Genomic DNA, 24,529 nt, shown 5'->3' with positions numbered 1-24,529 from the left:
GTAGTTTATAAAAAAATTATCCAACTTAATTTTTTCTAATTCTGAGCTTTTAGCAAATCTTCAAGTGCTTGCTTTAAAACAGGATATTTAAATGTAAAATGATGTTGTTGTAAAATAGTGGGCAGCACATGTTGTCCTTCTAAAACAAGCGAACTTTGTTCACCAAGAGCTAAACGCATCGCAAAACTTGGGACAGGCATCCAATGGCGTCTGCCCATGACTTCTGCGATTGTTTGTCCGAACTCTTTCATTCGCATAGCATTTGGAGCTGTTACATTAAATGGACCACGAATATTTTCATTTATAATCGCAAAATAAATTGCGCGTACTACATCATCAATATGTACCCAAGAGAGCCATTGTTCACCAGAACCAATTGTTCCACCTATATACATTTGATAGGGCAATAGCATAGGTGGTAGAGCACCGCTATTTCGGCCTAAGATGACACCAAAGCGTGCAAAAGCCACGCGAATCCCTAATGATTCTGCTCGTTTCGCATGTCGTTCCCAATCATGGACGGTTGTACCCAAAAAATCATGGGCATAGTCCATAAAATCCTCATGATAGACAGCATCTGTAGAAGTAGGATAAATCCCCACGGCACTAGCATTGATAAGAACTTTAGGCTTTGACGTTAGCAAGTCCATTATCTTCACTAATTCAAGTGTTGCATTCATTCGGCTCCAATAAATAGCCTTCTTCTGTTTTTTCGTCCAGCGCCCATCATTTAATGAAACACCTGCTAAATTAACAAAGGCATCAGCACCCTCTAAAAAAGGCAAAGGCTGCTCGTGCTGCTGTAGCCATTGTACATAGTGAATACCATTTTCTAGTCTTGAGTGATGACGTGTTAAGACAAAAACATCATGTCCATTATCCTGTAATAGCTTTATGAGTGCACTCCCGACAAAGCCAGTGCCACCTGCAATAACGATTTTCATAACAAGCACCTCTTCTCTGATCGAATAAAAACACTTACTAGTAAGTTTAACACTTAACTCAAAAGCGAACATCTTCAGTGCATTCCAGAATAAGCGTAAATACTCGCGGAAGGAAGAGGAATACTTGCGGAGTGAAGAGAAATACTCGCGGAGTGAAGAGAAATACTCGCGGAGTGAAGAGAAATACTCGCGGAGTGAAGAGAAATACTCGCGGAGTGAAGAGAAATACTCGCGGAGTGAAGAGAAATACTCGCGGAGTGAAGAGAAATACTCGCGGAGTGAAGAGGAATACTCGCGGAGTGAAGAGGAATACTCGCGGAGTGAAGAGGAATACTCGCGGAGTGAAGAGAAATACTCGCGGAGTGAAGAGGAATACTCGCGGAGTGAAGAGGAATACTCGCGGAGTGAAGAGAAATACTCGCGGAGTGAAGAGAAATACTCGCGGAGTGAAGAGGAATACTCGCGGAGTGAAGAAGAATACTCGCGGAGTGAAGAGGAATACTTGCGGAAGGAAGAGGAATACTCGCGAATGAAAGCAAAACCCTCTTGTCAGATCACTGCTCCCTTAAAAAAGAAATGCTATAATATGCAATAGTGAGGTGTTTGCTATGCGTATAATTACGAAAATTGCACGTCAAAAAAACAATCCTGAACGATATAATATCTATATAAATGAGGAATATGCTTTTCCAGTTGATGAAGCCATACTTATTCAATTCGGTTTAACAAAGGGAAAGGTGCTTGATGAATTTGAAATCCAAGAGATTGCCTATGAGGATGAAATACGTAAGGCCTTTAATAAGGGGTTAAACTTTCTTTCTTATCAAATGCGAAGCGAGCATGAGGTGAAGAAAAAACTGCTCGCATTAGATTTTGGAGAAGCCGTAATATTGGAGGCAATTCAGAAGTTAAAGTCTTATGGCTTTATCAATGATGAAAACTATTCAAAGGCATTGCTTGATACCAAGAAGGCTACGATGAAAAAAGGGCCGAGAGCCATTAGACAAGATCTTATTAAAAAGGGCATTGAGAAAAATTTGCAGGATGAAGTGCTTGCTACATATAGTTTTGAGGAACAATTAAAACTGGCAATGCAGTTAGCGGAGAAAATTATTCGCTCACAGAATAAGAAAACGCCAACACAAATAAAGACCAAGATCCAGGACTTTCTTTTAAGAAAAGGTTATGCATTTCCGATCGTGGAAGAGGTGCTTAGCCAAGTTGAGATAGTGCAGGATGATGATAACTGGCAGCAGTTATTAAATACTCAAGGCGAAAAAGTTTGGAAAAAGTATGTATCGAAGTATACTGGTTATGAGCTAAAGATGAAAGTTAAACAGGCGCTCTATCAAAAGGGTTTTCCTATAGAAATAATAGATCGTTTTATAGAAGAGAAGGAGAATGAAGAATGAACGAAAAAAATTATGCTGCGATGACCGAGCACGAACTGCGAGAAGAAATTGCTTTTCTAAAAGAGAAAGCTCGAAAGGCAGAACAGCTAGGAATTCTCAATGAGTTTGCTGTTTATGAGCGCAAAGCTTTAATGGCAGCAGCGTATTTAGTAGATCTGGATACGATTGTTCCTGGAGAAATGTATCGTATTGATGGTTCAGATAATGAGTTTTTCCAAGTAGATTATTTAAAGGGTCGCTTTGCTTGGGGACATCGTTTAGGCGGGGACAAGTACCAAGAGGCATTACCTGTATCGATATTATCCCCTGTAAAGGCGGGTAAGTAAATGGAAGAAAAACTTGAAAAATTAACAGCAGAGTTACTAGCAAAAAATCCACAAATGTCTGTTGGACGGGCACGAGTTTGGGTGGAATTATTATGGAGTGATTTTGAATCAACAGCTGCGAAAGCAGGATATGCTTATCGTGGGGCAGAGTACACAGAAAATCTTGTGCGTCAATTAATTGCAAGCTATGGTGATAAATTACATGTTTTTGCAGGACGCAATCCGAAATATGCTCATTTCTTAGATGCCAGTGATGATATGTTACAATAATAAAACCCTGACCACTATTGGTCAGGGTTTACTGCTTAATTACTTGCGCCAATTTGTAGCTTTTTCTGTAGTTTATCTTCTGTAAAAATCCACCCTGTATAAGACGTAACAATTTCATAATCATCGTTTAAATGTGCAACAGCTACGAAAGGATAGCGATTATCACTACGATAACGTAAATCGATTAACCTTACTTCTGTTAAGCCATTTTCAAGTTCTGAAATTTCCCATCTGTACATTGGAGAGAAGGACACAAATGCAGCTAGATTAGAATCTTTCATTGCCGCATCTATAACTGGAGTTTTAGGTAAAGGCTTGATTTCGAATTTATCGTAAATATTAACAGTCCTTCCATAAGCACGCCCAACATAATAATGAGTCTTAGACTTGGCTGCGATTCGCCAGTGGAAGAAGCGCATTGTAGGTGCTACAATAACATATTCCTCGTCCTGAATGGTATGATGCACAGCTTTTTTTACAGCTCTTTGAACAGCAAATCGTAAAATATAATAAATCACAATTACGATATACATGATACTAAATGTCCAAACTGGATTTGTGCCAAATGCCCATAACACTATACCGAGGCAATGTAAGGAAAAGATAATTGGATCGAATGTATTGATGACACCTAATGCTACCCATTTTTTAGAGAATGGCCGAATTGCTTGCGTACCATAGGCGTTAAAAATATCAACAAAGACATGAAGGCCAACAGCTAAAAAGGTCCAAAGCCATAAATGAAACACATTTACGTCTTGCAAAATAAGCGATAAAACAACTGTAATTAAAATAGGCCAAATAGCCACAGCTGGTAGTGAATGTGTAATTCCTCGATGATGTCGAATATAGATAGCGTTATTACGTAGCTTTAACACAGTGTCGACATCTGGAGCTTGTGAGCCAATAATTGTCCCTGCCATTACTGCTGTAAAAGTCATTGAATGATTGGCTACTACAGGGTCGGCTAATGCAAGACCGCCAAGGGCAATACCCATAACGAAATGTGTACCTGAATCCAAAAATATCCACTCCTAGTATGCGGTAAAATCGAGTACAATGTGCATACATCTTTATTTCAATAATAATAAAAGATCTATTAAATTTTATGACATTCAAGCAAAGGAGACGATTTTTGTCGACTAAACCCGAATGTTCTTTTCTTAATTGTATACCCTTTTCATCATAAATTAAATCGTAAAAACAACGGAGGTCACTGTGAATTACCCATATGTAACAGAATTTCGACAATCTTTAGTCGACTGGTTTAACGCTGAGAAACGCGACTTACCGTGGAGACATACAACTGACCCTTATAAAATTTGGGTATCAGAAGTGATGCTACAGCAGACACGTGTCGACACAGTTATTCCTTATTACAATCGTTTTATGGAAAGTTTTCCAACATTAGATTTGCTCGCAGAAGCACCACAAGAATACTTACTGAAGCATTGGGAAGGTCTTGGGTATTATTCTCGAGCTCGCAACTTACAAGCAGGTGCTCGTGAGGTTTTAGAAAATTACGGAGGCGTAGTACCAGACAATCGCCACGAAATATCAAAATTAAAAGGTGTTGGTCCCTATACTGCAGGTGCTATTTTAAGTATTGCCTACAACAAGCCTGAACATGCAGTAGACGGTAATGTTATGCGAGTTTTAAGTAGGGTACTTGATATACATGATGACATCGCTATGCCAAAAACGAAGAAAGTTTTCGAAGTAGCGGTGGAGAAACTCATTGATCCTGAGCATGCTTCCTCTTTTAACCAAGGTTTAATGGAACTCGGCGCGCTTATTTGTACACCTACCTCGCCCAAATGTTTATTATGCCCAGTACGAGAATATTGTACGGCGTTTAATGAAGGGGAACCAGACAAATTACCTGTCAAATCAAAAAAAATAAAAATGAAGCACCTTACATATGATGTCCTTGTATGTGAAGATGAAAACGGACGATTTTTAATGCAGCAGCGTCCTGAGAAAGGTCTACTTGCTAATCTATGGCAATTTCCGATGATTGACACAAGCCAATCTACAGTAGAAAACTTTAAAAAAGAATTTACAGTAAATGTTCATGCCGAACATGAGTTGCTTACATTTAAACATGTTTTTTCACATTTAACTTGGCATATAAATAGCTATTATATGAAATGTGAGTCTTTTGCGCAGGGCGACTGGCTAAGCCGAGAGCAAATAGAACGTTTGCCGATGCCTGTCCCGATGCTAAAAATTTGGGAAGAAGTCAAAAAGTAAATCGCAGGAAATTAAATCCATCTTAAAATAATCAATTCATGAGCATAAAAGTCATCACCTCAGTACACAATAACTAGCGTGGAGGTGAATGAAGGATGAAAAAACAAAACAACCAAAATTTCCAACCGAATAAAAACATGCAACGTCAAAGTGAAGAGTTTGGTTATGAAACGGACGTAAATGAAGTGCAAAAGCAAAATGCAAAAGCAGAGCAAAAGAAAGCTCCAGCTTCAGGCCGTTTCTCTAAAACTAACCAAGATTTAGGTGAGTAACACTTTGTAACTGCATAACTGCATTTACCTCTAAGGGGCTGTCTAAAATCCGAAAAGATGAAAAAGACAGCCCCTTTCTAATTGCTAAGAAAATCCTCTAAAAGTGGTATAGCGTTGCAATTAATTAAATAATCCCACTGAGGCTGACAAGCTTATAAAAATCGCTTTAATTGACTAAATTTTATACTAATTCAAAATGGCGTAGTGAAATTTGTGGTTTTCTAACTACACCTTTCGCGTACACATTGCTATAATATACTAGAGACTGCTAGATTTAGGTAGCATAGACGAAAAGGTGGGCTTCAAAATGGCATTACCGGTAGAAGGAGAAACGATACAAATACATAGTTATAAGCACAATGGCCGTATCCACCGTGTTTGGCAAGAAACGATGGTTTTAAAAGGAACAAAGAATATCGTTATCGGTGCGAATGAACGGACCCTTGTGACAGAATCCGATGGTCGGACATGGCTAACGAGAGAGCCTTCTATTTGTTACTTTCATGCGGAACACTGGTTTAACATCATCTGTATGCTACGTGAAGACGGTGTGTATTATTATTGTAATCTAAGCTCACCATTTGTTTTCGATAATAATGCCATTAAATATATCGACTATGATTTAGACATTAAAGTTTATCCTGACATGTCTTATACCCTCTTAGATGAGGATGAATATGAGCTTCATCGTAAGGAAATGTCTTATCCTGAAGTCATTGATAAAATTTTAAAGCGCAATGTCGATAAATTAATAAGCTGGATTCAACAAAAAAGAGGACCATTTGCACCCGACTTCATCGATGTCTGGACAAATCGTTACAAGTTCCAGCTTGATATGCAGTCAGATGATTGTTAGTGACACCTATTAGTTTACCTAATAGGTGTTTTTTTGTTGGATACAGCCAACTGTAAAGAGAGAAGTAAAATAGTTCGCTGTAAAGTCAATATAACTGTATTTTAATCAAAATATTGCTATAATACGTAGGGCATTCATAATCGAATGTCTGTTTCTTTTTGTAAGGATGTGATGAAAAGTTGGGAAGCATAAAGCGGTATATGCGCTTTGTAAAACCATATACATGGGAAATTATTTTAACGATTATCATTGGTATAGTGAAATTTGCTATTCCCCTGTTTATTCCACTACTCATTAAAATTGTGTTAGATGATATTATTGCAGCAGAAGACCTAACAGATGTAGATAAAACAAAAGAGCTGTTATATTGGTTAGGCGGAACCATTATTGTGTTCTTTATTATCCGTCCACCAATCGAGTATTATCGTCAATATTTTGCACAACACGTTAGTAATAAGGTGTTGTTTGATATTCGTAAGGAAATCTACGCACATTTACAGCGATTAAGTTTAAAATATTATGCCAATACACGTGCTGGAGATGTTATATCAAGGGTCATTAATGATGTTGAGCAAACGAAGAACTTTGTTATGACGGGGTTAATGAATGTTTGGCTGGACCTAGCGACGATTATTATTGCGATTGTCATTATGCTAACAATGGATGTAAAGCTGACATTAGTCGCATTAGTCGCTTTCCCATTTTATGCATTAAGTGTGAAATACTTTTTTGGCAAACTGCGAGCTTTAACACGTAAACGTTCTCAAGCACTTGCGGGTGTACAAAGTTATTTACATGAACGTGTAGCTGGTATGAGCATTATTAAGAGTTTCACACTAGAAAAGCATGAACAAAAATTATATGATACAGCAAATGGGGAATTTTTAGAAAAGGCACTCGACCAAACAAAGTGGAATGCTAAGTCATTTGCAGTAGTTAATACAATCACGGATGTAGCGCCATTGTTGGTCATAGCCTATGCGGGCTACCAAGTCATAAATGGATCACTTTCAGTTGGAACAATGGTTGCTTTTATTGCTTATATTGAACGATTGTATGGTCCACTTCGCCGCCTTGTAAGTGCCTCGACTACTTTGACGCAGTCGATCGCCTCAATGGATCGGATGTTTGAATTAATAGATGAGCCTTATGAAGTGAAAAACAAGGACAATGCTCGTGAACTACTACGTGCAAATGGGGAAGTTTGCTTTCACAACGTGTCCTTCCAATATGAAAAAGTTGGCGCATCTATTTTAAATGCTATCGATTTTACGATTAATCCTGGAGAAACTGTTGCATTTGTTGGGATGAGTGGTGGTGGTAAATCCACGATTATCAGTTTGATTCCTCGTTTTTACGATACAACAAGTGGTAAGGTGACGATTGATGGACACGATGTACGAGATGTCACTATACATTCGTTACGCTCACAGATTGGTATTGTTCTGCAAGATAATATACTTTTTAGTGATTCTGTTAAAGAAAATATTTTAATGGGACGACCAGGTGCAACAGATGAACAAGTCATTGAGGCAGCTAAAGCTGCAAATGCACATGACTTTATTATGGGTTTGCCTAATGGCTATGATACAAAGGTTGGAGAACGAGGCGTAAAGCTATCTGGCGGGCAAAAACAACGGGTTGCTATTACGCGAGTATTTTTAAAAAATCCACCGATTTTAATCCTTGATGAAGCTACTTCTGCGTTAGATTTAGAAAGTGAAGCATTGATTCAAGAATCACTCGATAAACTTGCTCATGAACGGACGACCATTATCATCGCACATCGTCTGTCTACTATTACCCATGCGGATAAGATTTTCGTCATAGATCATGGGCAATTAATAGAAAATGGTACACATGAACAATTAATGGACAGACAAGGAACGTATTATAATTTATTCCAAGTACAGCATTTAGATTAAAAATTATATGATATATGGAATTTTTTCAAAATAGCCTTTCATTTAATGAAGGCTATTTTTTTGTTATAAAGGCTAAAAAACTATCTCTTTATAAGATTTAGTTATTATGAAATGAGATTAATGTAGAAATACTATGTAATTTGGAGAATATTAGTGATTGAAAGAGCAAAGATTTTTAGGTAGAATTATCTGAAAATAGGGAATTTAACGAAAGTTATAGTATGCTATTAATAACATTATACAACTAAGTAAAATATAGGTAGGGTGGGACGTTGCGCATGAGGAAGAAGCTACTAGAAATAAAAGGTTTAAAAACAACCTTTTTCACAGATAATGGACAAATTCCTGCTGTAGATGATATCGATTTTTCTGTCCATGAAGGAGAAATTTTAGGAATTGTAGGAGAATCGGGAAGCGGAAAAAGCGTTACGTCGTTGTCCATCATGGGATTGATCCCATCACCACCAGGGAAAATAACAGGTGGCGAAATTTTGCTAGATGGCAAAAATCTCGCAAAATGTACGGATAAACAAATGCAAAAAATTCGTGGAAAAGACATTGCGATGATATTCCAGGAACCAATGACTTCTCTCAACCCCTTGTTTACGATTGGTGACCAGCTTAAAGAAGCGATTCAAATTCATAATCCTAAATGGTCGAAAAAGGAAGCGTTTGCAAGAGCGGTTGAAATTATGAAACTTGTCGGTTTACCACGGGCTGAGGAATTGTTAAAGGATTACCCCCACCAGCTATCTGGTGGAATGCGTCAAAGGGTTATGATTGCCATGGCACTTGTTTGTGATCCTCAAGTATTAATTGCAGACGAGCCTACAACCGCATTAGATGTGACGATTCAGGCTCAAATATTACAGCTCATGAAAGACTTAAATAAACGGTTGAATACAGCTGTGTTGTTAATTACACATGATTTGGGCGTTGTAGCGGAGACTTGTGAGCGAGTGATTGTAATGTATGCTGGACAAATCGTGGAAGAGGCACCGATTCAAGAAGTTTTTACTAATCCGAAACATCCTTATACACAAGGACTTATTCAATCAGTACCTGATATGCGTTATAAAAAAGACAATCTATATTCTATTCCTGGTAGTGTACCAAAACCTGGGAGCATCCAGGTCGGCTGTCGATTTGCGGCACGCTGTGAACATGCGATGGAACGTTGTTTACAAGAAACACCACCTTTATTTGAGGCAGCAGAGAACCATAAATCGAGATGTTTTTTACTAGAGAAGCAGGGGGTGGAACAGCGTGTCGAAAGCGTTATTAAAGGTTGATGGTTTAAAAAAATATTTTCCTATTCGAAAGGGTGTCCTGAATTCACATGCTGGGGATGTGAAGGCGGTGGATGATGTTTCATTTGAGGTATTTGAGGGAGAAACATTAGGCATTGTAGGAGAGTCAGGCTGTGGTAAATCCACAACAGGCCGCTTATTAATGCGTTTATTGGAGCCAACGGAAGGTAAAATAGAATTCGCAGGTAAAGTAATTTCAGAATTATCCAATAATGAAATGAGGAAGGCACGTAGAGATATTCAAATGATTTTTCAGGATCCCTATGCCTCATTAAATCCGCGCCATAACATCGGCAAAATTTTAGAGGAGCCCCTTATTGTTCATGGCATAGGAAATGCCAAAGAGCGGAAACAAAAGGTGTTGGAGCTACTTGAGATTGTTGGATTGAATGAATATCATATCAAGCGTTATCCGCACCAGTTTAGCGGAGGGCAAAGGCAGCGTATCGGAATTGCTAGAGCCTTGATGACCAACCCGCGCTTAATTATTGCGGACGAGCCAGTATCTGCGCTAGATGTGTCCATACAGGCACAAGTATTAAATTTATTGCAAAAGCTGCAAAAGGATTTAAAGCTGACTTATATTTTTATTTCCCATGATTTAGGGGTAGTGCGCCACATCAGCAATCGTGTTGGCGTAATGTACCTAGGTAAATTAGTAGAGTTGACAGCGAGTGAGGACTTATATGCTGAACCGCTTCATCCATATACACAGGCACTCTTATCTTCGGTCCCTGTTCCTGATCCGATGTTTGAACGGGAACAGATCATTATTTCTGGAGATATTCCGAGTGCATCAAACCCGCCAAGCGGTTGTACTTTCCATACGAGATGTCCTTTTAAAAAGGAGCAATGCTCACAAGTAGTACCTAAAATGCAAGAAGTAAAACCGGGTCATTATGTTGCTTGCCATCTTTATGAGGCGCTTCAACATTCAATGATATAAAAACTCATAGGGGGAAATTTAATGAAGAAAAAGAAGCTTTGGACTTTAGGTGTAATGCTACTCCTTATTCTCTCGACAATCTTAGCAGCTTGTGGCGGCTCAGATACTAAGGATACGGGTAGTAAAGATACATCAACTGGTGGCGATACAGCTGGCAGTGGTGAACCAAAAATATTAGTGTATGGTCGTGGTGGAGATTCAGTAGCACTAGACCCTGCTGTTGTTACAGATGGTGAATCTTTTACGGTAACAGCTAATATTTATGAAACATTAGTAAACTTTGGCGAACAAGATGTAACGATTCAACCTGGGTTAGCAAAATCATGGGAGGCTTCAGAAGATGGATTAACTTATACTTTTGAGCTACAAGAAGGTGTGAAGTTCCATGATGGTACAGATTTTAATGCCGAGGCAGTTGTGAAAAATATTGAACGTTGGAAGTCAAGTACTGATAAATATCCTTATTTTAGCTCCCAATTTGTCGTTGGAGACAAACAAGTAATCGAATCAGTTACTGCTGAAGGTGACTATAAGGTTGTATTTAAGTTAAGTCAACCACAAGCACCATTCCTAAAGAATTTAGCCATGTCCCCATTTGCGATTGCTTCGCCTACAGCATTTGAGGCAGATGAAGAAGGCTTATCTGCAAATCCAGTAGGAACAGGCCCATTCAAATTTGTTAGCTGGGTACGTAATGATTCTGTAACGATCGAGAAAAACCCAGACTACTATATTGATGGCTATCCAAAATTAGATAAAGTTATTTATCGTTCTATTCCAGATAACTCTGCGCGTTTAAATGATTTGTTAGCAGGCAATATTGATGTGGCTGATGGTTTAAGTCCATCTGATAAAGCAACAATCGAAGGCGATGCTAAATTACAATTAATCGAACGTCCATCTATGAACGTTGGTTATCTAGGTTTAACAGTGACTCGACCACCATTCGATAATGTCAAAGTGCGTCAAGCAGTCAACTATGCAATTGATAAGCAAGCATTGGTGGATGCATTTTATGAAGGACTAGCAGAGCCAGCGAAAAACCCAATGCCACCAGTAATTTCAGGTTATAACGATGATGTTACAGGCTATACGTATGATCCTGAAAAGGCGAAGGCATTACTTGCTGAAGCAGGCTATGATGGTAAAGAAATTGAACTATGGGCAATGCCAGTACCACGTCCATACATGCCAGACGGACAAAAAGTAGCAGAAGCGATTCAAAAGAACTTAGAAGATGTAGGCATTAAATCTAAAATTGTATCATTTGAATGGGCTACTTATTTAGAAAAAGCACAAAATGGTGAAGCGGATGCATTCTTACTTGGCTGGACAGGTGATAATGGAGATGCGGATAACTTCCTATACACGTTATTAGACGGCGATAATATCGGTTCTAATAACTATACATTCTATGACAATCCAGAATTACACAAAATATTGACAGCTGCTCAAACTGAAATTGATGAGGACAAGCGTAATGAACTTTATAAGCAAGCTCAAGTCATGATTTCTGAGGATGCTCCATGGGTTCCACTTGCTCACTCTATTCCAATTTTAGCTGCTAATGCGAAAGTGACGAATTATATTGCGCATCCTACAGGTTCTGACCGTTTAGATGCAGTAGATATTCAATAGTAAACTTCATTTTCTAATTGAATAGAGGAGTTTAAAAGAATCTGCTTGCTTTTCTGCGGGTAAGCCGTGGAAATCTCGCAGATTCTTTTCTAGTAATAGACAATCATTTTCTCCTGTGTGAAAGATCACTCATCTAAACATTCAAAATCGTTTGGTGAAGGTTCAACCTTTCAACAGTATATAAAGACTTCAAAGTAGATTATGAAAATCATAGAGAGGTGATGAAGATGCTTCACTATATGGGGAGACGTTTACTCCAGCTAATCCCAGTTTTGCTTGGAATGACTTTTATCGTCTTTATGTTGATACGCGCAATACCTGGTAATCCAGCACAAGTTATTTTAGGACAACAGGCGACAAAAGAGGCGGTCGAGGCATTAAACGCAAGTTTAGGATTAGATAAGCCTTGGTATACACAATATTTTAGTTATTTAGCAGGCATTTTTCAGGGAGATTTAGGTGTTTCCTTACGTACAAAATTACCTGTATCAGAAGAAATTTTTCCATACTTAGCAGCAACAGCTGAACTTGCATTTTTCGCGATGATTATTGCTATTGTTATTGGGGTGAATGCGGGTATTATTTCTGCATGGTTCCAAAATTCTTGGTTCGATTATACAGCGATGGTGGTGGCATTAGTTGGTGTATCTGTACCTGTATTCTGGCTAGGCTTGATGGAACAGTGGACATTTAGTAGTCAGCTTGGCTGGTTACCTACTTCTGGTCGAGAGGATGTTCGAAATCCAATAACCTCTATAACCCATTTTTATTTATTGGATACGCTCATTCAAGGGCGCTTCGATCAATTTATTGAAGTTGTAAAGAGGTTAATATTACCGGGAGTTGCACTGGCAACCATTCCTATGGCTATTATTGCAAGAATCACAAGATCTTCTATGTTAGAAGTTATGCGCTCAGATTATGTACGTACTGCAAGAGCAAAAGGCCAAAAAATGTTTATTGTTGTGTATAAGCATGCTTTAAAGAACGCTATTATTCCTGTAATAACGGTAATCGGGTTACAGACGGGGTTATTACTAGGGGGAGCCATTCTAACAGAGACGATTTTTAGTTGGCCAGGAATTGGTCGTTATATTTATGATGCGATTGGCTTCAGGGATTATCCTGTCATTCAATCAGGTATTCTAATCGTTGCATTTATTTTCATCATGATTAACTTAATCGTGGACTTACTGTATACAGTGATTGATCCACGTATTAAATACAAATAGAAGGGAGCTGCAATGATGACTGGAGCAATTGACATAAAAAAAGAAGCAGCACCAGTTCAAGAACGAGCGGTCGGTCCATGGTTAGAGGGCTGGCGAAGCTTTAAAAAGAGCAAAATCTCTTTAATAGGTGCAGGGATTGTTATATTTTTTATATTACTTGCTGTAGTAGGACCGCTCGTTGCACCACAAGGGATAAATGAACAAGATTTATCGAAGCGTTTACTAGCACCATCAGGTGATCATTGGTTTGGAACAGATGATTTTGGGCGAGATATTTTTTCTAGAATCATTCATGGTGCACGAATTTCGCTATGGGTAGGCTTTTTTTCAGTTGTTTTATCGGTAATTGTTGGTAGTTTGCTTGGTATTATCGCCGGTTATTATGGTAAATGGATTGATACAATTATTTCACGTATTTTTGATATTATGCTCGCTTTCCCTAGTATGCTATTAGCGATTGCTGTTGTATCGGTACTAGGACCATCCTTACAAAATGCATTAATTGCCATTGCCATTATTAACATACCGAATTTTGGACGTTTAATTCGTTCCAAAGTGTTGAGCGTCAAAGAAGAAGAGTATATTGTCTCGGCAAAAGCAATCGGCATGCGTGATTCACGAATTTTATTTTCACATATTTTGCCGAATTCTATGACGCCTATTATTGTACAAGGAACGCTTGCAATTGCGACTGCCATCATCGAAGCAGCAGCATTAGGCTTCCTCGGACTGGGCGCTCAAGCACCAGCACCTGAGTGGGGAAAAATGTTAGCAGATGCTCGAAAGTTTTTATTAAATGCTCCTTGGACTATGATTTTCCCAGGATTAGCAATTATGCTAACGGTTCTTGGCTTTAACCTGATGGGAGATGGCCTAAGAGATGCACTCGATCCAAAGATGAAAAGTTAGTTAAATACTATAGCCTTCTACTAGTTAGAAGGTTTTTTTAGCTATTTTGCCCATCTATACGAAAGGGAATAAAAGGAACTCTTTTACAGCAAAGTCGTTTTAAAGAGTAGTAGGTAACAGGAGGAATTTTCTAAAAATAAGCGAAAATATCTTTTAGGAGCCATTAATTGAATTTTTTGTCACGTTATTTTAGACTTAAAAAGTAGAAAAATTTTATTTTAGTAGATTATTACTTACCATATAATCTTTCAGTTGAAATACATATTTGAGGAGGGTGTTAAAATTGGGGATTAATTTACAAAAAGGGCAACGAGTTGATTTAACAAAAGGTAACGCAGGTTTAAATAAAATTAAAGTAGGTTTAGGGTGGGACCCTGTAGCGCAAGAGAAAAGTGGCGGCTTTTTAGGTGGTTTATTTTCTAGTAGAAATAGTGGCAGTGGCAGAAGCATAGACTGTGATGCTTCAGTCTTAATGCTGCAAGATGATAAGGTGATAGCGGGAGACGATGTTGTTTACTTTGGAAAATTAACAAGTAATTGCGGCTCTGTTCGACATTCTGGTGATAATTTAACAGGAGACGGCGATGGCGATGATGAAGTAATTACAATTGAGCTATCGTCTGTACCAACGCAATATAACAAGCTTGTGTTTGTTGTAAACATTTATGATGCAGCAGGTCGTAATCAACATTTCGGTATGATTCAAAATGCATATATTCGTGTGTATGATGACAGGACAGGAAGCGAACTAATTCGCTATAATTTAACTGATAATTATTCGAATTTAACGACGTTAGTCTGTGGAGAAATTTACCGTCATAATAGTGACTGGAAATTTGCTGCAGTTGGTACGGGAACGAATGATATAAAACTTGGCGATGTTGTTCGAAGATATCAATAAATAAATGACTATATAGGAGGAATAAAGAGTATGGGAATTTCACTACAAAAAGGTCAAAAGGTAGATTTAACAAAAACAAATCCAGGATTAACAAATGTTGTTGTAGGTTTAGGCTGGGATACAAATAAATATGACGGTGGTAATGATTTTGATTTAGATTCTTCTGTATTTTTACTGGCTGATACAGGCAAAGTAGCTGATCAAAATGACTTTATTTTCTACAACAATACAACAGGTGGCAACGGTTCAGTTGAACATTCGGGCGATAATTTAACGGGTGTTGGTGAAGGTGACGATGAAGTGGTAAAAGTTGCATTAACGCAAGTGCCTGCTCATGTTCAACGATTAGCCTTCACTGTAACAATCCATGATGCAGAGTCTCGTAGTCAAAATTTCGGAATGGTGTCTAATGCGTATATTCGTATTGTTAATGCTGCTTCCAACGAGGAAATTATCCGTTATGATTTAGGCGAGGATTTCAGTATTGAAACAGCTATCGTAGTAGGGGAATTATACCGCCATAATGGAGAATGGAAATTTAATGCAATTGGTGCTGGCTACCAAGGTGGCTTAGCTGCTTTATGTAATGATTACGGCTTAAGTGTAAACTAAAATTTCATCTTTGGACAGAAAGGGAGATTTTGAATGGCTATTCAATTAAGTAAAGGGCAACGTATTGATTTAACCAAGCAAGACCCAGGATTAAATAGCATTGGCATTGGCTTAGGCTGGGATGTTAAGCAATTTGATGGTGGGCAAGACTTTGACCTCGATGCATCTGTATTTTTACTAGATGCATCAGGTAAATGTCGTAATGAACAAGATTTTATCTTCTATAATAATTTAGCGAGTCTAGACCAATCTGTTGTTCATACAGGTGATAATCGTACAGGTGAAGGTGATGGGGATGATGAAAAGATTCTTGTCAACTTAAAGCAAGTATCACCTCAAATTGAAAAGATTGTGGTAACGGTTACTATCTATGATGCTGAGGGTCGTCATCAAAACTTCGGACAAGTACTAAATGCTTATGTTCGATTGACAAATGAAGATTCGGGATCAGAGGTATTACGCTATGATTTAGGCGAAGATTTCAGTATTGAAACTGCCGTTGTATTTTGTGAGCTTTACCGTCATAATGGCGAGTGGAAATTTGCCGCAGTAGGCTCAGGCTATCAGGGTGGACTAGCAGCATTAATCAACGCATATGGCCTACAGTAACGAGTAGGGTATATGTACATGACATGACGGGGGATCTTCGGTGGATGTAATAAACGAGATATTAAATACATATGCACAGTTTTTTAACTGGCAGATGTGGGGACAAGTTTTAACAGATCCAGTATCATGGGGCCTTATTTTTTCATTGATTATTATGGAAGGGCTATTGTCTGCAGACAATGCGCTTGTTTTAGCAGTACTTGTTAAACATCTTCCACAGCATCAGCGGAAAAAAGCGCTAATGTATGGGATGTTTGGGGCTTATTTTTTCCGATTTCTCTTCATCGGTATTGGCGTTTACCTCGTAAAATTCTCTATTGTTAAAGTGATCGGTGCAACTTATTTAATGTGGTTAGTCATATTACATTTTAAAAATAAAAGCACTGATGAAGGAGACGCACACGAGTTTAAGAAGACAGGTTGGATGGTTCGAGTCTTTGGTACTTTCTGGGCGACTGTTATTTCAGTTGAATTAATGGATATCGCCTTTTCAGTAGACTCTATATTAGCGGCATTTGCCATATCCGATCAAGTATGGGTTCTTTTATTAGGTGGAGTTTTAGGCATTATTATGATGCGTACCATCGCTGGTGTATTTCTTTCATTGATTGAACGTGTACCAGAACTTGAAACGACTGCCTATATTTTAATTGCCATTATTGCATTGAAAATGTTTGCTAGTATTTTTGGATTCCATCTTTCACATGAAGTATTCTTTATTATTTTAATTGCTGCATTCTTATTGACGTTTGTTGTTCACAAGATGAATAAGAAAACAGCAGTGTAAACAAGGCACTGTATTGGTCTGTATAGAACAGGCTGATACAGTGCTTTTTTCACAAAAGGCATAGTTATCGGGGAGAGGATTAGATGCAACACTTTGCAACAGAAGCAGAGACGATTTTTTTTAAGAAGCCACAGCCTTTTACTAAGTGGGAAACGCCAGATATTTTATCATATGCTCTAGGTGCGACTCTGTATATGCCAGCTTCTATGCCTGCGATTGTGAGTTTGATTCAATCACAAAAATATGAAGAACTCACATCACTCGTCATTGATCTGGAGGATGCAGTAGGCGATATAGAATTACGAGATTGTGAAGCGAAGTTGATGGAGGATATTAGTGAGCTATATGCACTCTATCAACAAAAAAAATTATTACTTCAGGATCTACCATTACTTTTTATTCGTGTACGTCATGTTGAGCAATTTCAAAGGTTAACAACTATTTTAGGGAAAAAGCAAGAAATACTAACGGGCTATGTATTTCCAAAGTTTACAGCAGCACAGGGCGCCCGTTATTTTGAGCTTCTTGAACAAACAATTTTAGAAAATGACTTAATTCTATATGGTATGCCGATTTTAGAGAGCCGTGAGGTGCTATATAAGGAATCTCGCATGGAAGCATTATTAGACATTAAGGCAGTGCTACATCAATACAGAGCTCGTGTATTAAATGTACGTATTGGTGCCACTGATTTCTGTGGCATTTATGGAATTCGTCGTCGTATGGACTCGACCATTTATGATATCAGTGTAATCCGTGATTGTATTGCAGATATTGTCAACGTCCTTGGTCGTGAGGAAGACGGGTTTGTTATCTCCGGGCCTGTGTGGGAGTATTTTAGTAATCAGCGTGTATTAAAGCCTGCATTAAGAGAAACACCATTTAGTGAAAAGGGAGCTCTTGATACGAGGAAAGCATTATTAGACGATTGTTTAGATGGATTAATGAAAGAAGTGTTAATGGATAAACAAAATGGTATTGTGGGAAAAACAATTATTCATCCTAGTCATATCCGTGTTGTTCATGCCCTCTATGCCATTTCCTATGAAGAATATTTAGATGCGCTAAGTATTGTAGAGAATAATGATGGTCACAAAGGTGTGATGAAAAGTCATTATGCGAACAAGATGAATGAAATCAAACCACATATGAGATGGGCACAGCGAATATTAAAACAGGCACAAGTCTATGGTGTCTATCATGAATCTGTCGATTTTGCCTCACTCTTATTAAATTCAGAAATAGGTGGTAGTGTTTATGCAACAACAAATGAGTAAATTAAGCATTTTACCGGATTATTCAATCGATATTGAAATTACCCACAATCCGCATAATTTTGCGCTAACCGACTTGTTTAAAATGGCAGCTCGTATTAATAAGAAAAGGCAATTTTTGTTTGTAAGCACCGTACTTGGTAAACATTTAGCTGTGCGCCCGCAAGTGCCCTTACTGACAGGGACCCTGCTAGCCATGATGTATCATCAGCATCTTACTGGACAAAAAGTAGCAGCTTCATCAGCAGTCGTTAAAGCTTTAAAAGAGGGTGCGGGTTTGTCAGAAGTACAAAATTCTACAGAGGGTAGCCTCGAGTTAGCACAAGAAACATTGTTCGTTGGATTTGCCGAGACAGCTACTGCACTAGGACATGCGGTATTTAACGCATACGATTCGAATGCAATGTATATTCACACAACACGTGAAGTGCTTCCCGATTTTGAACCATTTGTTACATTTGAGGAAGAACACTCCCATGCGACAAGCCATAGAATTTATACTGAGGAGCCAGAAGTGTTACTACAAGCTAAACGCATTGTGTTAATTGATGATGAGATTACTACTGGTAATACGGTTATTAATATCATTCAAACATTAAGACGGAAATTTCCGTTAGTTAAGCAGTATGCTGTGCTCTCTATTTTAGATTGGCGTTCTGAACAGCAACAAAAGATTTTTCAGCAATTAGAAGAGCAATGGGGTATTTCCATTGTGTTCATCTCAATCATGTGTGGACACTTTAACTGTTCGGGTATACCAAGCTTAACGAGCACACAGCCTAATATACTAACACAACCTACAAATAATCTAACACTATGGCCAATTCAAGAATCTATTGATCGTAAGTTTTATCGATCTATTGCTGAGAATAAATTCGTAAATAGTCAACCCTATCTAGTAGCAACAGGGAGATTTATGCTCACGTCAAAACAGCATTTTCAACAAAAGAAAATGTTACAGACCATCGCCAAGCAATTACAAAAGCTTCGTACACATGGTCCGGCATTAGTTATTGGAACAGGTGAGTTTATGTATGTCCCTATGCAAATTGCCTCTTATTTAGGAAACGACGTTTATTTTCAATCAACTACTCGTAGTCCAATCTATTGTACGGATGATTTAGGATACACGATTACTGAAAAAATAGCCTTTGAAAGTCCAGAGAATAATGGCGTTGATAATTATTTATATAATATACAAAGCCAGTCCTACACGGAACTTTTCTTTATGGTGGAACGTATAGCAAGTAAAGAGGTTGTTGCTCGTGTGGTAAATGAGTTACAAATATTAAGTAACGCCAAGGTCTACGTGATTTGTATGCATGAATGGGAGGTAGAACAATGATTTCAACTTTGCAGCCAGACAAAATGGGGAGCTATGCACCAGAGGATGTTCTATTTTTATTGCGTGATATTGGGCATGTTTATCTTGAACTGGATAATGAAAAACGTGAACAGCTTATTCAATCAGGCACACATTATTCTGAAATGCTACCAATGGAAAGGCAACCATCTAACACCTATATGAATCTTTTTTATAAAACGTTAGATGCGCATGCAGAGAGAGTAGCCATCGCTGTTGGAGTGGTGGCAGAGCAAATCATTGAAAATAGAGGGCTAGAAAACTTAGTGCTTGTTAGTTTAGCAAGGGCAGGTACACCCATTGGCATTTTAATCAAACGGTATATAGCCATGCGATATAGGGTGAATATTCCACATTACTCTATTTCTATACTACGTGGTCGAGGGTTTGATGAGGTAGCGATCCGTTACATTTTGACAGAGCATCCCCTAGGAAATCTTCAATTTATTGATGGCTGGACAGGAAAAGGGGCAATTACCAATGAATTAATCCATTCCTGTCAAAAATTTAATGCGCAACAGCCCGGACAATTAAATGCCAATTTAGCTGTATTGGCTGATCCTGGGCATTGTGCTACCATCTATGGAACTCGTCAAGACTTTTTAATCCCGTCTGCTTGTTTAAATTCGACTGTATCTGGATTGGTGAGTAGAACGGTGTTAAATTTACAGTTCATGGATGCAAATGACTTTCATGGTGCTAAATACTACAAAGAGTTAGAAGATATGGATGTCTCTAACCTGTACATAGAACGTATCGTCACATGTTTTGAACATGTACAGAGTACGATATTGCAACAATTTCAAGAGCAGGTCATCGCTCCTATTACTTGGGAGGGCATGAAGTCTGTGCAAAAGATTCAACGCGATTTTGGCATTGAGAATATTCATTTTATCAAACCAGGTGTAGGTGAGACGACTAGAGTGTTGCTTCGACGGTTACCTTGGAAAATTTTAATTAATCCACAGTACTTGCATGAATTGGAACATATTTTATTATTAGCCAAAGAAAAAAATGTACAGGTAGAAGAATATTCGAATATGTCCTATGCATGTTGTGGCTTAATCAAAGCATTATAGAGGAGATTATGATGATACTATTTACATCGGATTTAGATAGAACGCTTATTTATTCTCAACGTATGATGGAGAGTTTTCCGCCGATTACAGAGACAGTGGTCGTTGAACACAAGGCGGAGAAAGCAATGAGCATGATGACGCAGGCAACAGCATCTCTATTGCAACAGATACACCAACAAACAATATTTGTACCTGTTACGACTAGGGCATTACATCAATATAAAAGAATTCATTTTATTAGTGATATGTGTCCTGCTTTTGCAATTACAAGCAATGGGGGTACAATATTAGAAAAAGGCCAGCCCTCTGAAAAATGGACGAAAACACTATGTAGACGTATTGAAGATTCTTCAATCCCACGAGAGGATCTGTTAAAGCATTTTCAATCAATTAAATCCGATACATGGCTACAACGTTCTTTGTATATAGATAATCTGTTTTATGTACACCATGTGGATCTTGAAACTTTACCACACGTGGAATTACAAGCTATGATTCAAGAGTTTGATACGTATGGCTGGAATGTTCTTTTACAAGGTAAAAAATTGTATTTTATGCCCAAGGTACTGACGAAGGAAGCGGCTATCGAATATATGAAAGAGTTCTGTACATACGATGTGCATATAGCGGCAGGGGATTCTATTATGGATTATGGAATGCTGGCGATGGCTGATTTAGCTTTTACACCGAATCATGGAGATTTAAAGGATAAACAGCCAAAAGTTTTACAAAATACAACTTACTCGGCTTATAATGGTGAAGCATTTACTAAAGATTTGCTAGATACGGTTTTACAGATGACTTCACAACAGACAATAGTATAAGCTTTCAATTATTTTTGTCATAAGATAGAGTCGTCCTATGACAAATGAATGCTTCAGCATATGCTGAGGATGATTTTAGGAGGTGCGTTTGTATGCAAACAATCACAATTAAATCAGTGTTGGAGCGTCATCCTGATGATTGGCTACAGGCGTTTCAAGATTCACCAAAGGATCGTGCATTTTATGAGGAAACAGCACAACAAGTTAGTTTTAGTAGGATTGCTGTTCGTGTATTAGGTGTACCAATCGAAGAAGATGATTATTTCAATTCGTTATTTACATTGTCACAAAACGCTAATATCCATATTTTAAGTGAAGAATTAAATAAGCATATTGAACAAAAGGATTTTCAAGCCATACAAACAATTTTATCGCAGCATCAACAAACGCCAAAAGGGCTATCTATTAATCGTCTAGTGGCGATGATGTATGGTCATCAGTTAATACCAAAGCATGATGATGGTGTGATGAATCGCCATTTACAATTAGCGACCATTAAAGTAGTAGAACTATTTCAACAACAACAATCGTTAGGTCTGCTAGCAAATGATTTTCGCCGATTTTTAATTGATATAGTGAAGTGGCTAAAAAACCACTGGATTATATGGACAAAATCCATGAAACCAACGGATGATTTTCCTAAAGTTGTTTGGTATGGGGAAACCACTATAAGTCAGCGTTATTTCTTATTACTATTAATGGAGCTTGGCTGTGACGTCTTAATTTTCCATCCAGCGAAAATAGATGAATTGGCAGAGATTGACCCTACTGATACATTCTCTATCACGTACGCATATGCTAATCAAACAACTTTACAGCCATTTCCTGATAAGCTTCGTGATCGGCAGGCAACGGTAGGTTATCGCTCTAGTCAGCATTTTGAACAATTAATGCATGATCAACAATCAGGTGTCTATAAGCCTTGGCAGTTTAAAGATTTTATGCCACGTTCATTAACATTACGGATGACATATGATGATATTTTTATTTATGCAAAAGAGAAGGCTTTGGTTCGACCGCAGTTTGAAGTGATTGGAGATGAGGTAATCATCCCAGTTATATTTGCGAAAATTAGTGGTGTTTCAAGCCAAAGAGAAGAATACTGGCATCAAATGCATCAATTACTGGTAAGTTCGCAAACCGTTTTTGTACAGGAATTTCCTTATGCAGCAACAAGCAGAGCCAATTTTCATTTTCATTATAAGCATTGCTTAGTGAATGGGGAGCTGTCAGTAGAGCGTATTATGCAAAGTGATTGGTGGCAATATGGTGAGTTAACATTGGAGCTACAGCGTGCAATCGCCCACACGATAAAAACTTCCTGTGAGCAGCCCATGTTGAAACAACAGCCAAATGAGACTTTATATGATTTACAGTTATTTTTATTCAAACAAATGACCATGATTCCTCAGGATATCCTGCGATTAATGCAAAGCTTTGATTATTCACAAGATGTACCCAAACTGGTATTATATCAAGCACCTCAGCAACCAGCTTTATCACGTGAGGACATGGCATTATTGGCATTTCTAAATCGTTTTGGTATGGATATTATATTTTATAATCCGACAGGCCAACTTGACTTAGAAAAGCATTTGCAAGAGGATACATTCGATGTACATCGTTTAGAACATATGCTATTTGACTTGCCCTATGAAGAACCAAAACAGCAAAAAACTGCACCCGATAAAATCATTAAAAAACTCTTTAATCGTTTTTTCTAATGGCAGGAAGGAGGCGGCACGAATGTCAAATATCTCGAAGACGTTGGAGCAGCTGACCTTAGAAACCGCTGACACCGTCAAAGAACAGTTGCGAGACCATGCAGAGGTACAGCAAATGGCCAATCGAATCAATATAAAAAATCAGTTAGAACTATTGGCGCTGGGGAAAGAGCCAGCGACAAAATTAGCTACATTTGCAGATCAGATTTTAGCTATTATTACCCGCTCAACTTCCTTCGAATCAAATGAATTATTTAAGCAGCTTGAAGCCTTAATGCAGACATTCGATAAAAAAGATTTTACTGAGCAAAAGGGCTTTTTTAAAAAGCTATTTGCACGTAAAACTAAAAATGATGAAGATTTATTTGCCAAATACAATGTACTGGGTAGAGATATTGAGAAAATTCATTATCATTTTGTGTTGATGGAAGAGGAATTAGCGAAGGATGATCGAATACTTGCACGATTATATAACGAGGACTTGATGTACTATCTTGAACTAGAAAAATATATCGTAGCTACTGATATAAAATTACATGAAGTACAAACAACATTGATTCCGATGTATGAAAAGCAGAGCGAGGCTGGTAATCAGGTGGCGAAAATGGAGCTGAATAGTTTGCAAGCAATTGCTGAAATGCTCCGACAAAAAATAGATGAATTAGAAAAATCACGTATGGTCGCCATTTTAACAGCTCCGCAAATCGAAATGCTACGTCATGGCAATAGTGAACTGATGGAACAAATTAATGGCGCTTTTGTTAAGACCATCCCTGTTTTTAAAATGGGATTAATGAATGCAGTGAATGATAGGCGACAACAATTACAAAATCAATCTGCATCAGCCTTTGAAAATCGTCTGAAGCAATTCGGAGGAGCTAGCGATGAAGCGGTGCAATTAAGCACTGCTATGGCTCAGCAATCAGGCCCAACACAGAGCCTTGAAGAAATGTGGGACATTATTGTTTCAGGTATTGAAAATTATCAGCATTTACGTGATGAGCAAACGGTAAAACGTCAGCAAGCAGAGCAACAGCTGCTAACATTGCGAAACTAACACCCT

At 38.1% G+C, this 24,529-nt stretch carries 25 protein-coding genes; 23 read left to right on the top strand and 2 right to left on the bottom strand.

Annotation, left to right across the window (positions count from 1 at the left end; all coding sequences use genetic code 11):
• Positions 1 to 35 precede the first annotated feature (35 nt).
• Positions 36 to 944, bottom strand: a complete 909-nt coding sequence (locus MHI04_RS19060; RefSeq protein ID WP_036122251.1) for a TIGR01777 family oxidoreductase — start codon at positions 942 to 944, stop codon at positions 36 to 38.
• Positions 945 to 1,068: 124 nt separating this feature from the next.
• Between MHI04_RS19060 and MHI04_RS19055 the strand changes: the two genes are divergently transcribed.
• Genes MHI04_RS19055 through MHI04_RS19040 form a run of 4 tightly spaced genes read left to right on the top strand, consistent with a single transcriptional unit; the run spans position 1,069 to position 2,952 of the window.
• Positions 1,069 to 1,539 (top strand): hypothetical protein, encoded by a 471-nt coding sequence (locus MHI04_RS19055; protein ID WP_342535102.1) that lies wholly within the window; start codon positions 1,069 to 1,071, stop codon positions 1,537 to 1,539.
• Positions 1,540 to 1,552: 13 nt separating this feature from the next.
• Positions 1,553 to 2,356, top strand: a complete 804-nt coding sequence (recX, locus tag MHI04_RS19050; protein ID WP_036122249.1) for a recombination regulator RecX — start codon at positions 1,553 to 1,555, stop codon at positions 2,354 to 2,356.
• On the top strand, positions 2,353 to 2,682 hold the full coding sequence (locus MHI04_RS19045; RefSeq protein WP_036122247.1) for a YfhH family protein: 330 nt from the start codon (positions 2,353 to 2,355) through the stop codon (positions 2,680 to 2,682). The genes recX and MHI04_RS19045 overlap by 4 nt, the downstream gene beginning before the upstream one ends.
• Entirely contained in the window at positions 2,683 to 2,952 is a 270-nt protein-coding gene (locus tag MHI04_RS19040; protein ID WP_036122243.1) for a YfhJ family protein, read from the top strand.
• A gap of 35 nt (positions 2,953 to 2,987) precedes the next feature.
• Here the strand turns inward: MHI04_RS19040 and MHI04_RS19035 are convergent, their stop codons facing one another.
• Positions 2,988 to 3,974 (bottom strand): metal-dependent hydrolase, encoded by a 987-nt coding sequence (locus MHI04_RS19035; protein ID WP_036122239.1) that lies wholly within the window; start codon positions 3,972 to 3,974, stop codon positions 2,988 to 2,990.
• Between the two features lie 196 nt (positions 3,975 to 4,170).
• Here MHI04_RS19035 and mutY point away from each other — a divergent pair, with 196 nt between their 5' ends.
• The 19 genes from mutY to MHI04_RS18940 all read left to right on the top strand — a co-directional run bounded on the left by mutY (position 4,171) and on the right by MHI04_RS18940 (position 24,523).
• Positions 4,171 to 5,205 (top strand): A/G-specific adenine glycosylase, encoded by a 1,035-nt coding sequence (gene mutY, locus MHI04_RS19030; protein WP_036122236.1) that lies wholly within the window; start codon positions 4,171 to 4,173, stop codon positions 5,203 to 5,205.
• A gap of 95 nt (positions 5,206 to 5,300) precedes the next feature.
• Positions 5,301 to 5,477: a gamma-type small acid-soluble spore protein gene (locus MHI04_RS19025; protein WP_008173504.1), complete on the top strand. Its 177-nt coding sequence runs from the start codon at positions 5,301 to 5,303 to the stop codon at positions 5,475 to 5,477.
• A gap of 307 nt (positions 5,478 to 5,784) precedes the next feature.
• Positions 5,785 to 6,333 (top strand): DUF402 domain-containing protein, encoded by a 549-nt coding sequence (locus tag MHI04_RS19020; protein ID WP_036122234.1) that lies wholly within the window; start codon positions 5,785 to 5,787, stop codon positions 6,331 to 6,333.
• Positions 6,334 to 6,533: 200 nt separating this feature from the next.
• Positions 6,534 to 8,258 (top strand): ABC transporter ATP-binding protein, encoded by a 1,725-nt coding sequence (locus MHI04_RS19015; protein ID WP_342535101.1) that lies wholly within the window; start codon positions 6,534 to 6,536, stop codon positions 8,256 to 8,258.
• 278 nt (positions 8,259 to 8,536) lie between these two features.
• Complete coding sequence (locus MHI04_RS19010; protein WP_036122228.1) at positions 8,537 to 9,550, top strand: ABC transporter ATP-binding protein; 1,014 nt, start codon at positions 8,537 to 8,539, stop codon at positions 9,548 to 9,550.
• On the top strand, positions 9,525 to 10,514 hold the full coding sequence (locus MHI04_RS19005) for a dipeptide ABC transporter ATP-binding protein (protein WP_036122226.1): 990 nt from the start codon (positions 9,525 to 9,527) through the stop codon (positions 10,512 to 10,514). Before MHI04_RS19010 ends, MHI04_RS19005 begins: the two co-directional genes overlap by 26 nt.
• Before the next feature lie 21 nt (positions 10,515 to 10,535).
• On the top strand, positions 10,536 to 12,152 hold the full coding sequence (locus MHI04_RS19000) for an ABC transporter substrate-binding protein (RefSeq protein WP_036122223.1): 1,617 nt from the start codon (positions 10,536 to 10,538) through the stop codon (positions 12,150 to 12,152).
• Positions 12,153 to 12,379: 227 nt separating this feature from the next.
• Positions 12,380 to 13,384: an ABC transporter permease gene (locus tag MHI04_RS18995; protein WP_036122220.1), complete on the top strand. Its 1,005-nt coding sequence runs from the start codon at positions 12,380 to 12,382 to the stop codon at positions 13,382 to 13,384.
• Between the two features lie 12 nt (positions 13,385 to 13,396).
• Positions 13,397 to 14,293 carry a nickel transporter permease gene (gene nikC, locus MHI04_RS18990; RefSeq protein ID WP_036122217.1) on the top strand — a complete coding sequence of 299 codons (897 nt, stop codon included), beginning with the start codon at positions 13,397 to 13,399 and terminating at the stop codon, positions 14,291 to 14,293.
• Positions 14,294 to 14,576: 283 nt separating this feature from the next.
• Complete coding sequence (locus MHI04_RS18985) at positions 14,577 to 15,194, top strand: TerD family protein (protein WP_036122214.1); 618 nt, start codon at positions 14,577 to 14,579, stop codon at positions 15,192 to 15,194.
• A 30-nt stretch (positions 15,195 to 15,224) separates the two neighbouring features.
• Positions 15,225 to 15,806 carry a TerD family protein gene (locus tag MHI04_RS18980; RefSeq protein WP_036122212.1) on the top strand — a complete coding sequence of 194 codons (582 nt, stop codon included), beginning with the start codon at positions 15,225 to 15,227 and terminating at the stop codon, positions 15,804 to 15,806.
• Positions 15,807 to 15,839: 33 nt separating this feature from the next.
• On the top strand, positions 15,840 to 16,415 hold the full coding sequence (locus MHI04_RS18975) for a TerD family protein (protein ID WP_036122208.1): 576 nt from the start codon (positions 15,840 to 15,842) through the stop codon (positions 16,413 to 16,415).
• A gap of 40 nt (positions 16,416 to 16,455) precedes the next feature.
• Positions 16,456 to 17,202 (top strand): TerC family protein, encoded by a 747-nt coding sequence (locus MHI04_RS18970; protein ID WP_271910985.1) that lies wholly within the window; start codon positions 16,456 to 16,458, stop codon positions 17,200 to 17,202.
• 83 nt (positions 17,203 to 17,285) lie between these two features.
• Positions 17,286 to 18,479 (top strand): HpcH/HpaI aldolase/citrate lyase family protein, encoded by a 1,194-nt coding sequence (locus MHI04_RS18965; protein WP_089934940.1) that lies wholly within the window; start codon positions 17,286 to 17,288, stop codon positions 18,477 to 18,479.
• On the top strand, positions 18,460 to 19,821 hold the full coding sequence (locus MHI04_RS18960) for a phosphoribosyltransferase family protein (protein WP_089934943.1): 1,362 nt from the start codon (positions 18,460 to 18,462) through the stop codon (positions 19,819 to 19,821). The genes MHI04_RS18965 and MHI04_RS18960 overlap by 20 nt, the downstream gene beginning before the upstream one ends.
• Positions 19,818 to 20,918 (top strand): cysteine protease StiP family protein, encoded by a 1,101-nt coding sequence (locus tag MHI04_RS18955; protein ID WP_089934945.1) that lies wholly within the window; start codon positions 19,818 to 19,820, stop codon positions 20,916 to 20,918. The genes MHI04_RS18960 and MHI04_RS18955 overlap by 4 nt, the downstream gene beginning before the upstream one ends.
• An 8-nt stretch (positions 20,919 to 20,926) precedes the next feature.
• Complete coding sequence (locus MHI04_RS18950) at positions 20,927 to 21,742, top strand: hypothetical protein (RefSeq protein ID WP_342535100.1); 816 nt, start codon at positions 20,927 to 20,929, stop codon at positions 21,740 to 21,742.
• A 92-nt stretch (positions 21,743 to 21,834) separates the two neighbouring features.
• Entirely contained in the window at positions 21,835 to 23,466 is a 1,632-nt protein-coding gene (locus MHI04_RS18945) for a YceG family protein (protein WP_342535099.1), read from the top strand.
• A 22-nt stretch (positions 23,467 to 23,488) separates the two neighbouring features.
• Positions 23,489 to 24,523, top strand: coding sequence for a toxic anion resistance protein (locus tag MHI04_RS18940; RefSeq protein ID WP_342535098.1), 1,035 nt, complete (start codon positions 23,489 to 23,491; stop codon positions 24,521 to 24,523).
• Positions 24,524 to 24,529: the final 6 nt, after the last annotated feature.

The sequence above is a fragment of the Lysinibacillus sp. FSL K6-1151 genome (genome assembly GCF_038630755.1).
Taxonomy (GTDB): Bacteria; Bacillota; Bacilli; order Bacillales_A; family Planococcaceae; genus Lysinibacillus; species Lysinibacillus fusiformis_D.
This window is presented reverse-complemented; position numbering and strand designations above follow the sequence as displayed.

Bases quoted from the DNA above. Each gene is read 5' to 3' on its own strand.
- MHI04_RS18955 (WP_089934945.1), top strand. From the start codon at position 19,818: ATGATTTCAACTTTGCAGCCAGACAAAATGGGGAGCTATGCACCAGAG.
- MHI04_RS18995 (WP_036122220.1), top strand. From the start codon at position 12,380: ATGCTTCACTATATGGGGAGACGTTTACTCCAGCTAATCCCAGTTTTG.
- MHI04_RS18945 (WP_342535099.1), top strand. From the start codon at position 21,835: ATGCAAACAATCACAATTAAATCAGTGTTGGAGCGTCATCCTGATGAT.
- MHI04_RS18960 (WP_089934943.1), top strand. From the start codon at position 18,460: ATGCAACAACAAATGAGTAAATTAAGCATTTTACCGGATTATTCAATC.
- MHI04_RS18975 (WP_036122208.1), top strand. From the start codon at position 15,840: ATGGCTATTCAATTAAGTAAAGGGCAACGTATTGATTTAACCAAGCAA.
- MHI04_RS19045 (WP_036122247.1), top strand. From the start codon at position 2,353: ATGAACGAAAAAAATTATGCTGCGATGACCGAGCACGAACTGCGAGAA.
- MHI04_RS19000 (WP_036122223.1), top strand. From the start codon at position 10,536: ATGAAGAAAAAGAAGCTTTGGACTTTAGGTGTAATGCTACTCCTTATT.
- MHI04_RS18950 (WP_342535100.1), top strand. From the start codon at position 20,927: ATGATGATACTATTTACATCGGATTTAGATAGAACGCTTATTTATTCT.
- recX (WP_036122249.1), top strand. From the start codon at position 1,553: ATGCGTATAATTACGAAAATTGCACGTCAAAAAAACAATCCTGAACGA.
- MHI04_RS18940 (WP_342535098.1), top strand. From the start codon at position 23,489: ATGTCAAATATCTCGAAGACGTTGGAGCAGCTGACCTTAGAAACCGCT.
- MHI04_RS19020 (WP_036122234.1), top strand. From the start codon at position 5,785: ATGGCATTACCGGTAGAAGGAGAAACGATACAAATACATAGTTATAAG.
- MHI04_RS19015 (WP_342535101.1), top strand. From the start codon at position 6,534: ATGCGCTTTGTAAAACCATATACATGGGAAATTATTTTAACGATTATC.
- MHI04_RS19010 (WP_036122228.1), top strand. From the start codon at position 8,537: ATGAGGAAGAAGCTACTAGAAATAAAAGGTTTAAAAACAACCTTTTTC.
- MHI04_RS18965 (WP_089934940.1), top strand. From the start codon at position 17,286: ATGCAACACTTTGCAACAGAAGCAGAGACGATTTTTTTTAAGAAGCCA.
- nikC (WP_036122217.1), top strand. From the start codon at position 13,397: ATGATGACTGGAGCAATTGACATAAAAAAAGAAGCAGCACCAGTTCAA.
- MHI04_RS19025 (WP_008173504.1), top strand. From the start codon at position 5,301: ATGAAAAAACAAAACAACCAAAATTTCCAACCGAATAAAAACATGCAA.
- MHI04_RS18980 (WP_036122212.1), top strand. From the start codon at position 15,225: ATGGGAATTTCACTACAAAAAGGTCAAAAGGTAGATTTAACAAAAACA.
- MHI04_RS19040 (WP_036122243.1), top strand. From the start codon at position 2,683: ATGGAAGAAAAACTTGAAAAATTAACAGCAGAGTTACTAGCAAAAAAT.
- MHI04_RS19060 (WP_036122251.1), bottom strand. From the start codon at position 944: ATGAAAATCGTTATTGCAGGTGGCACTGGCTTTGTCGGGAGTGCACTC.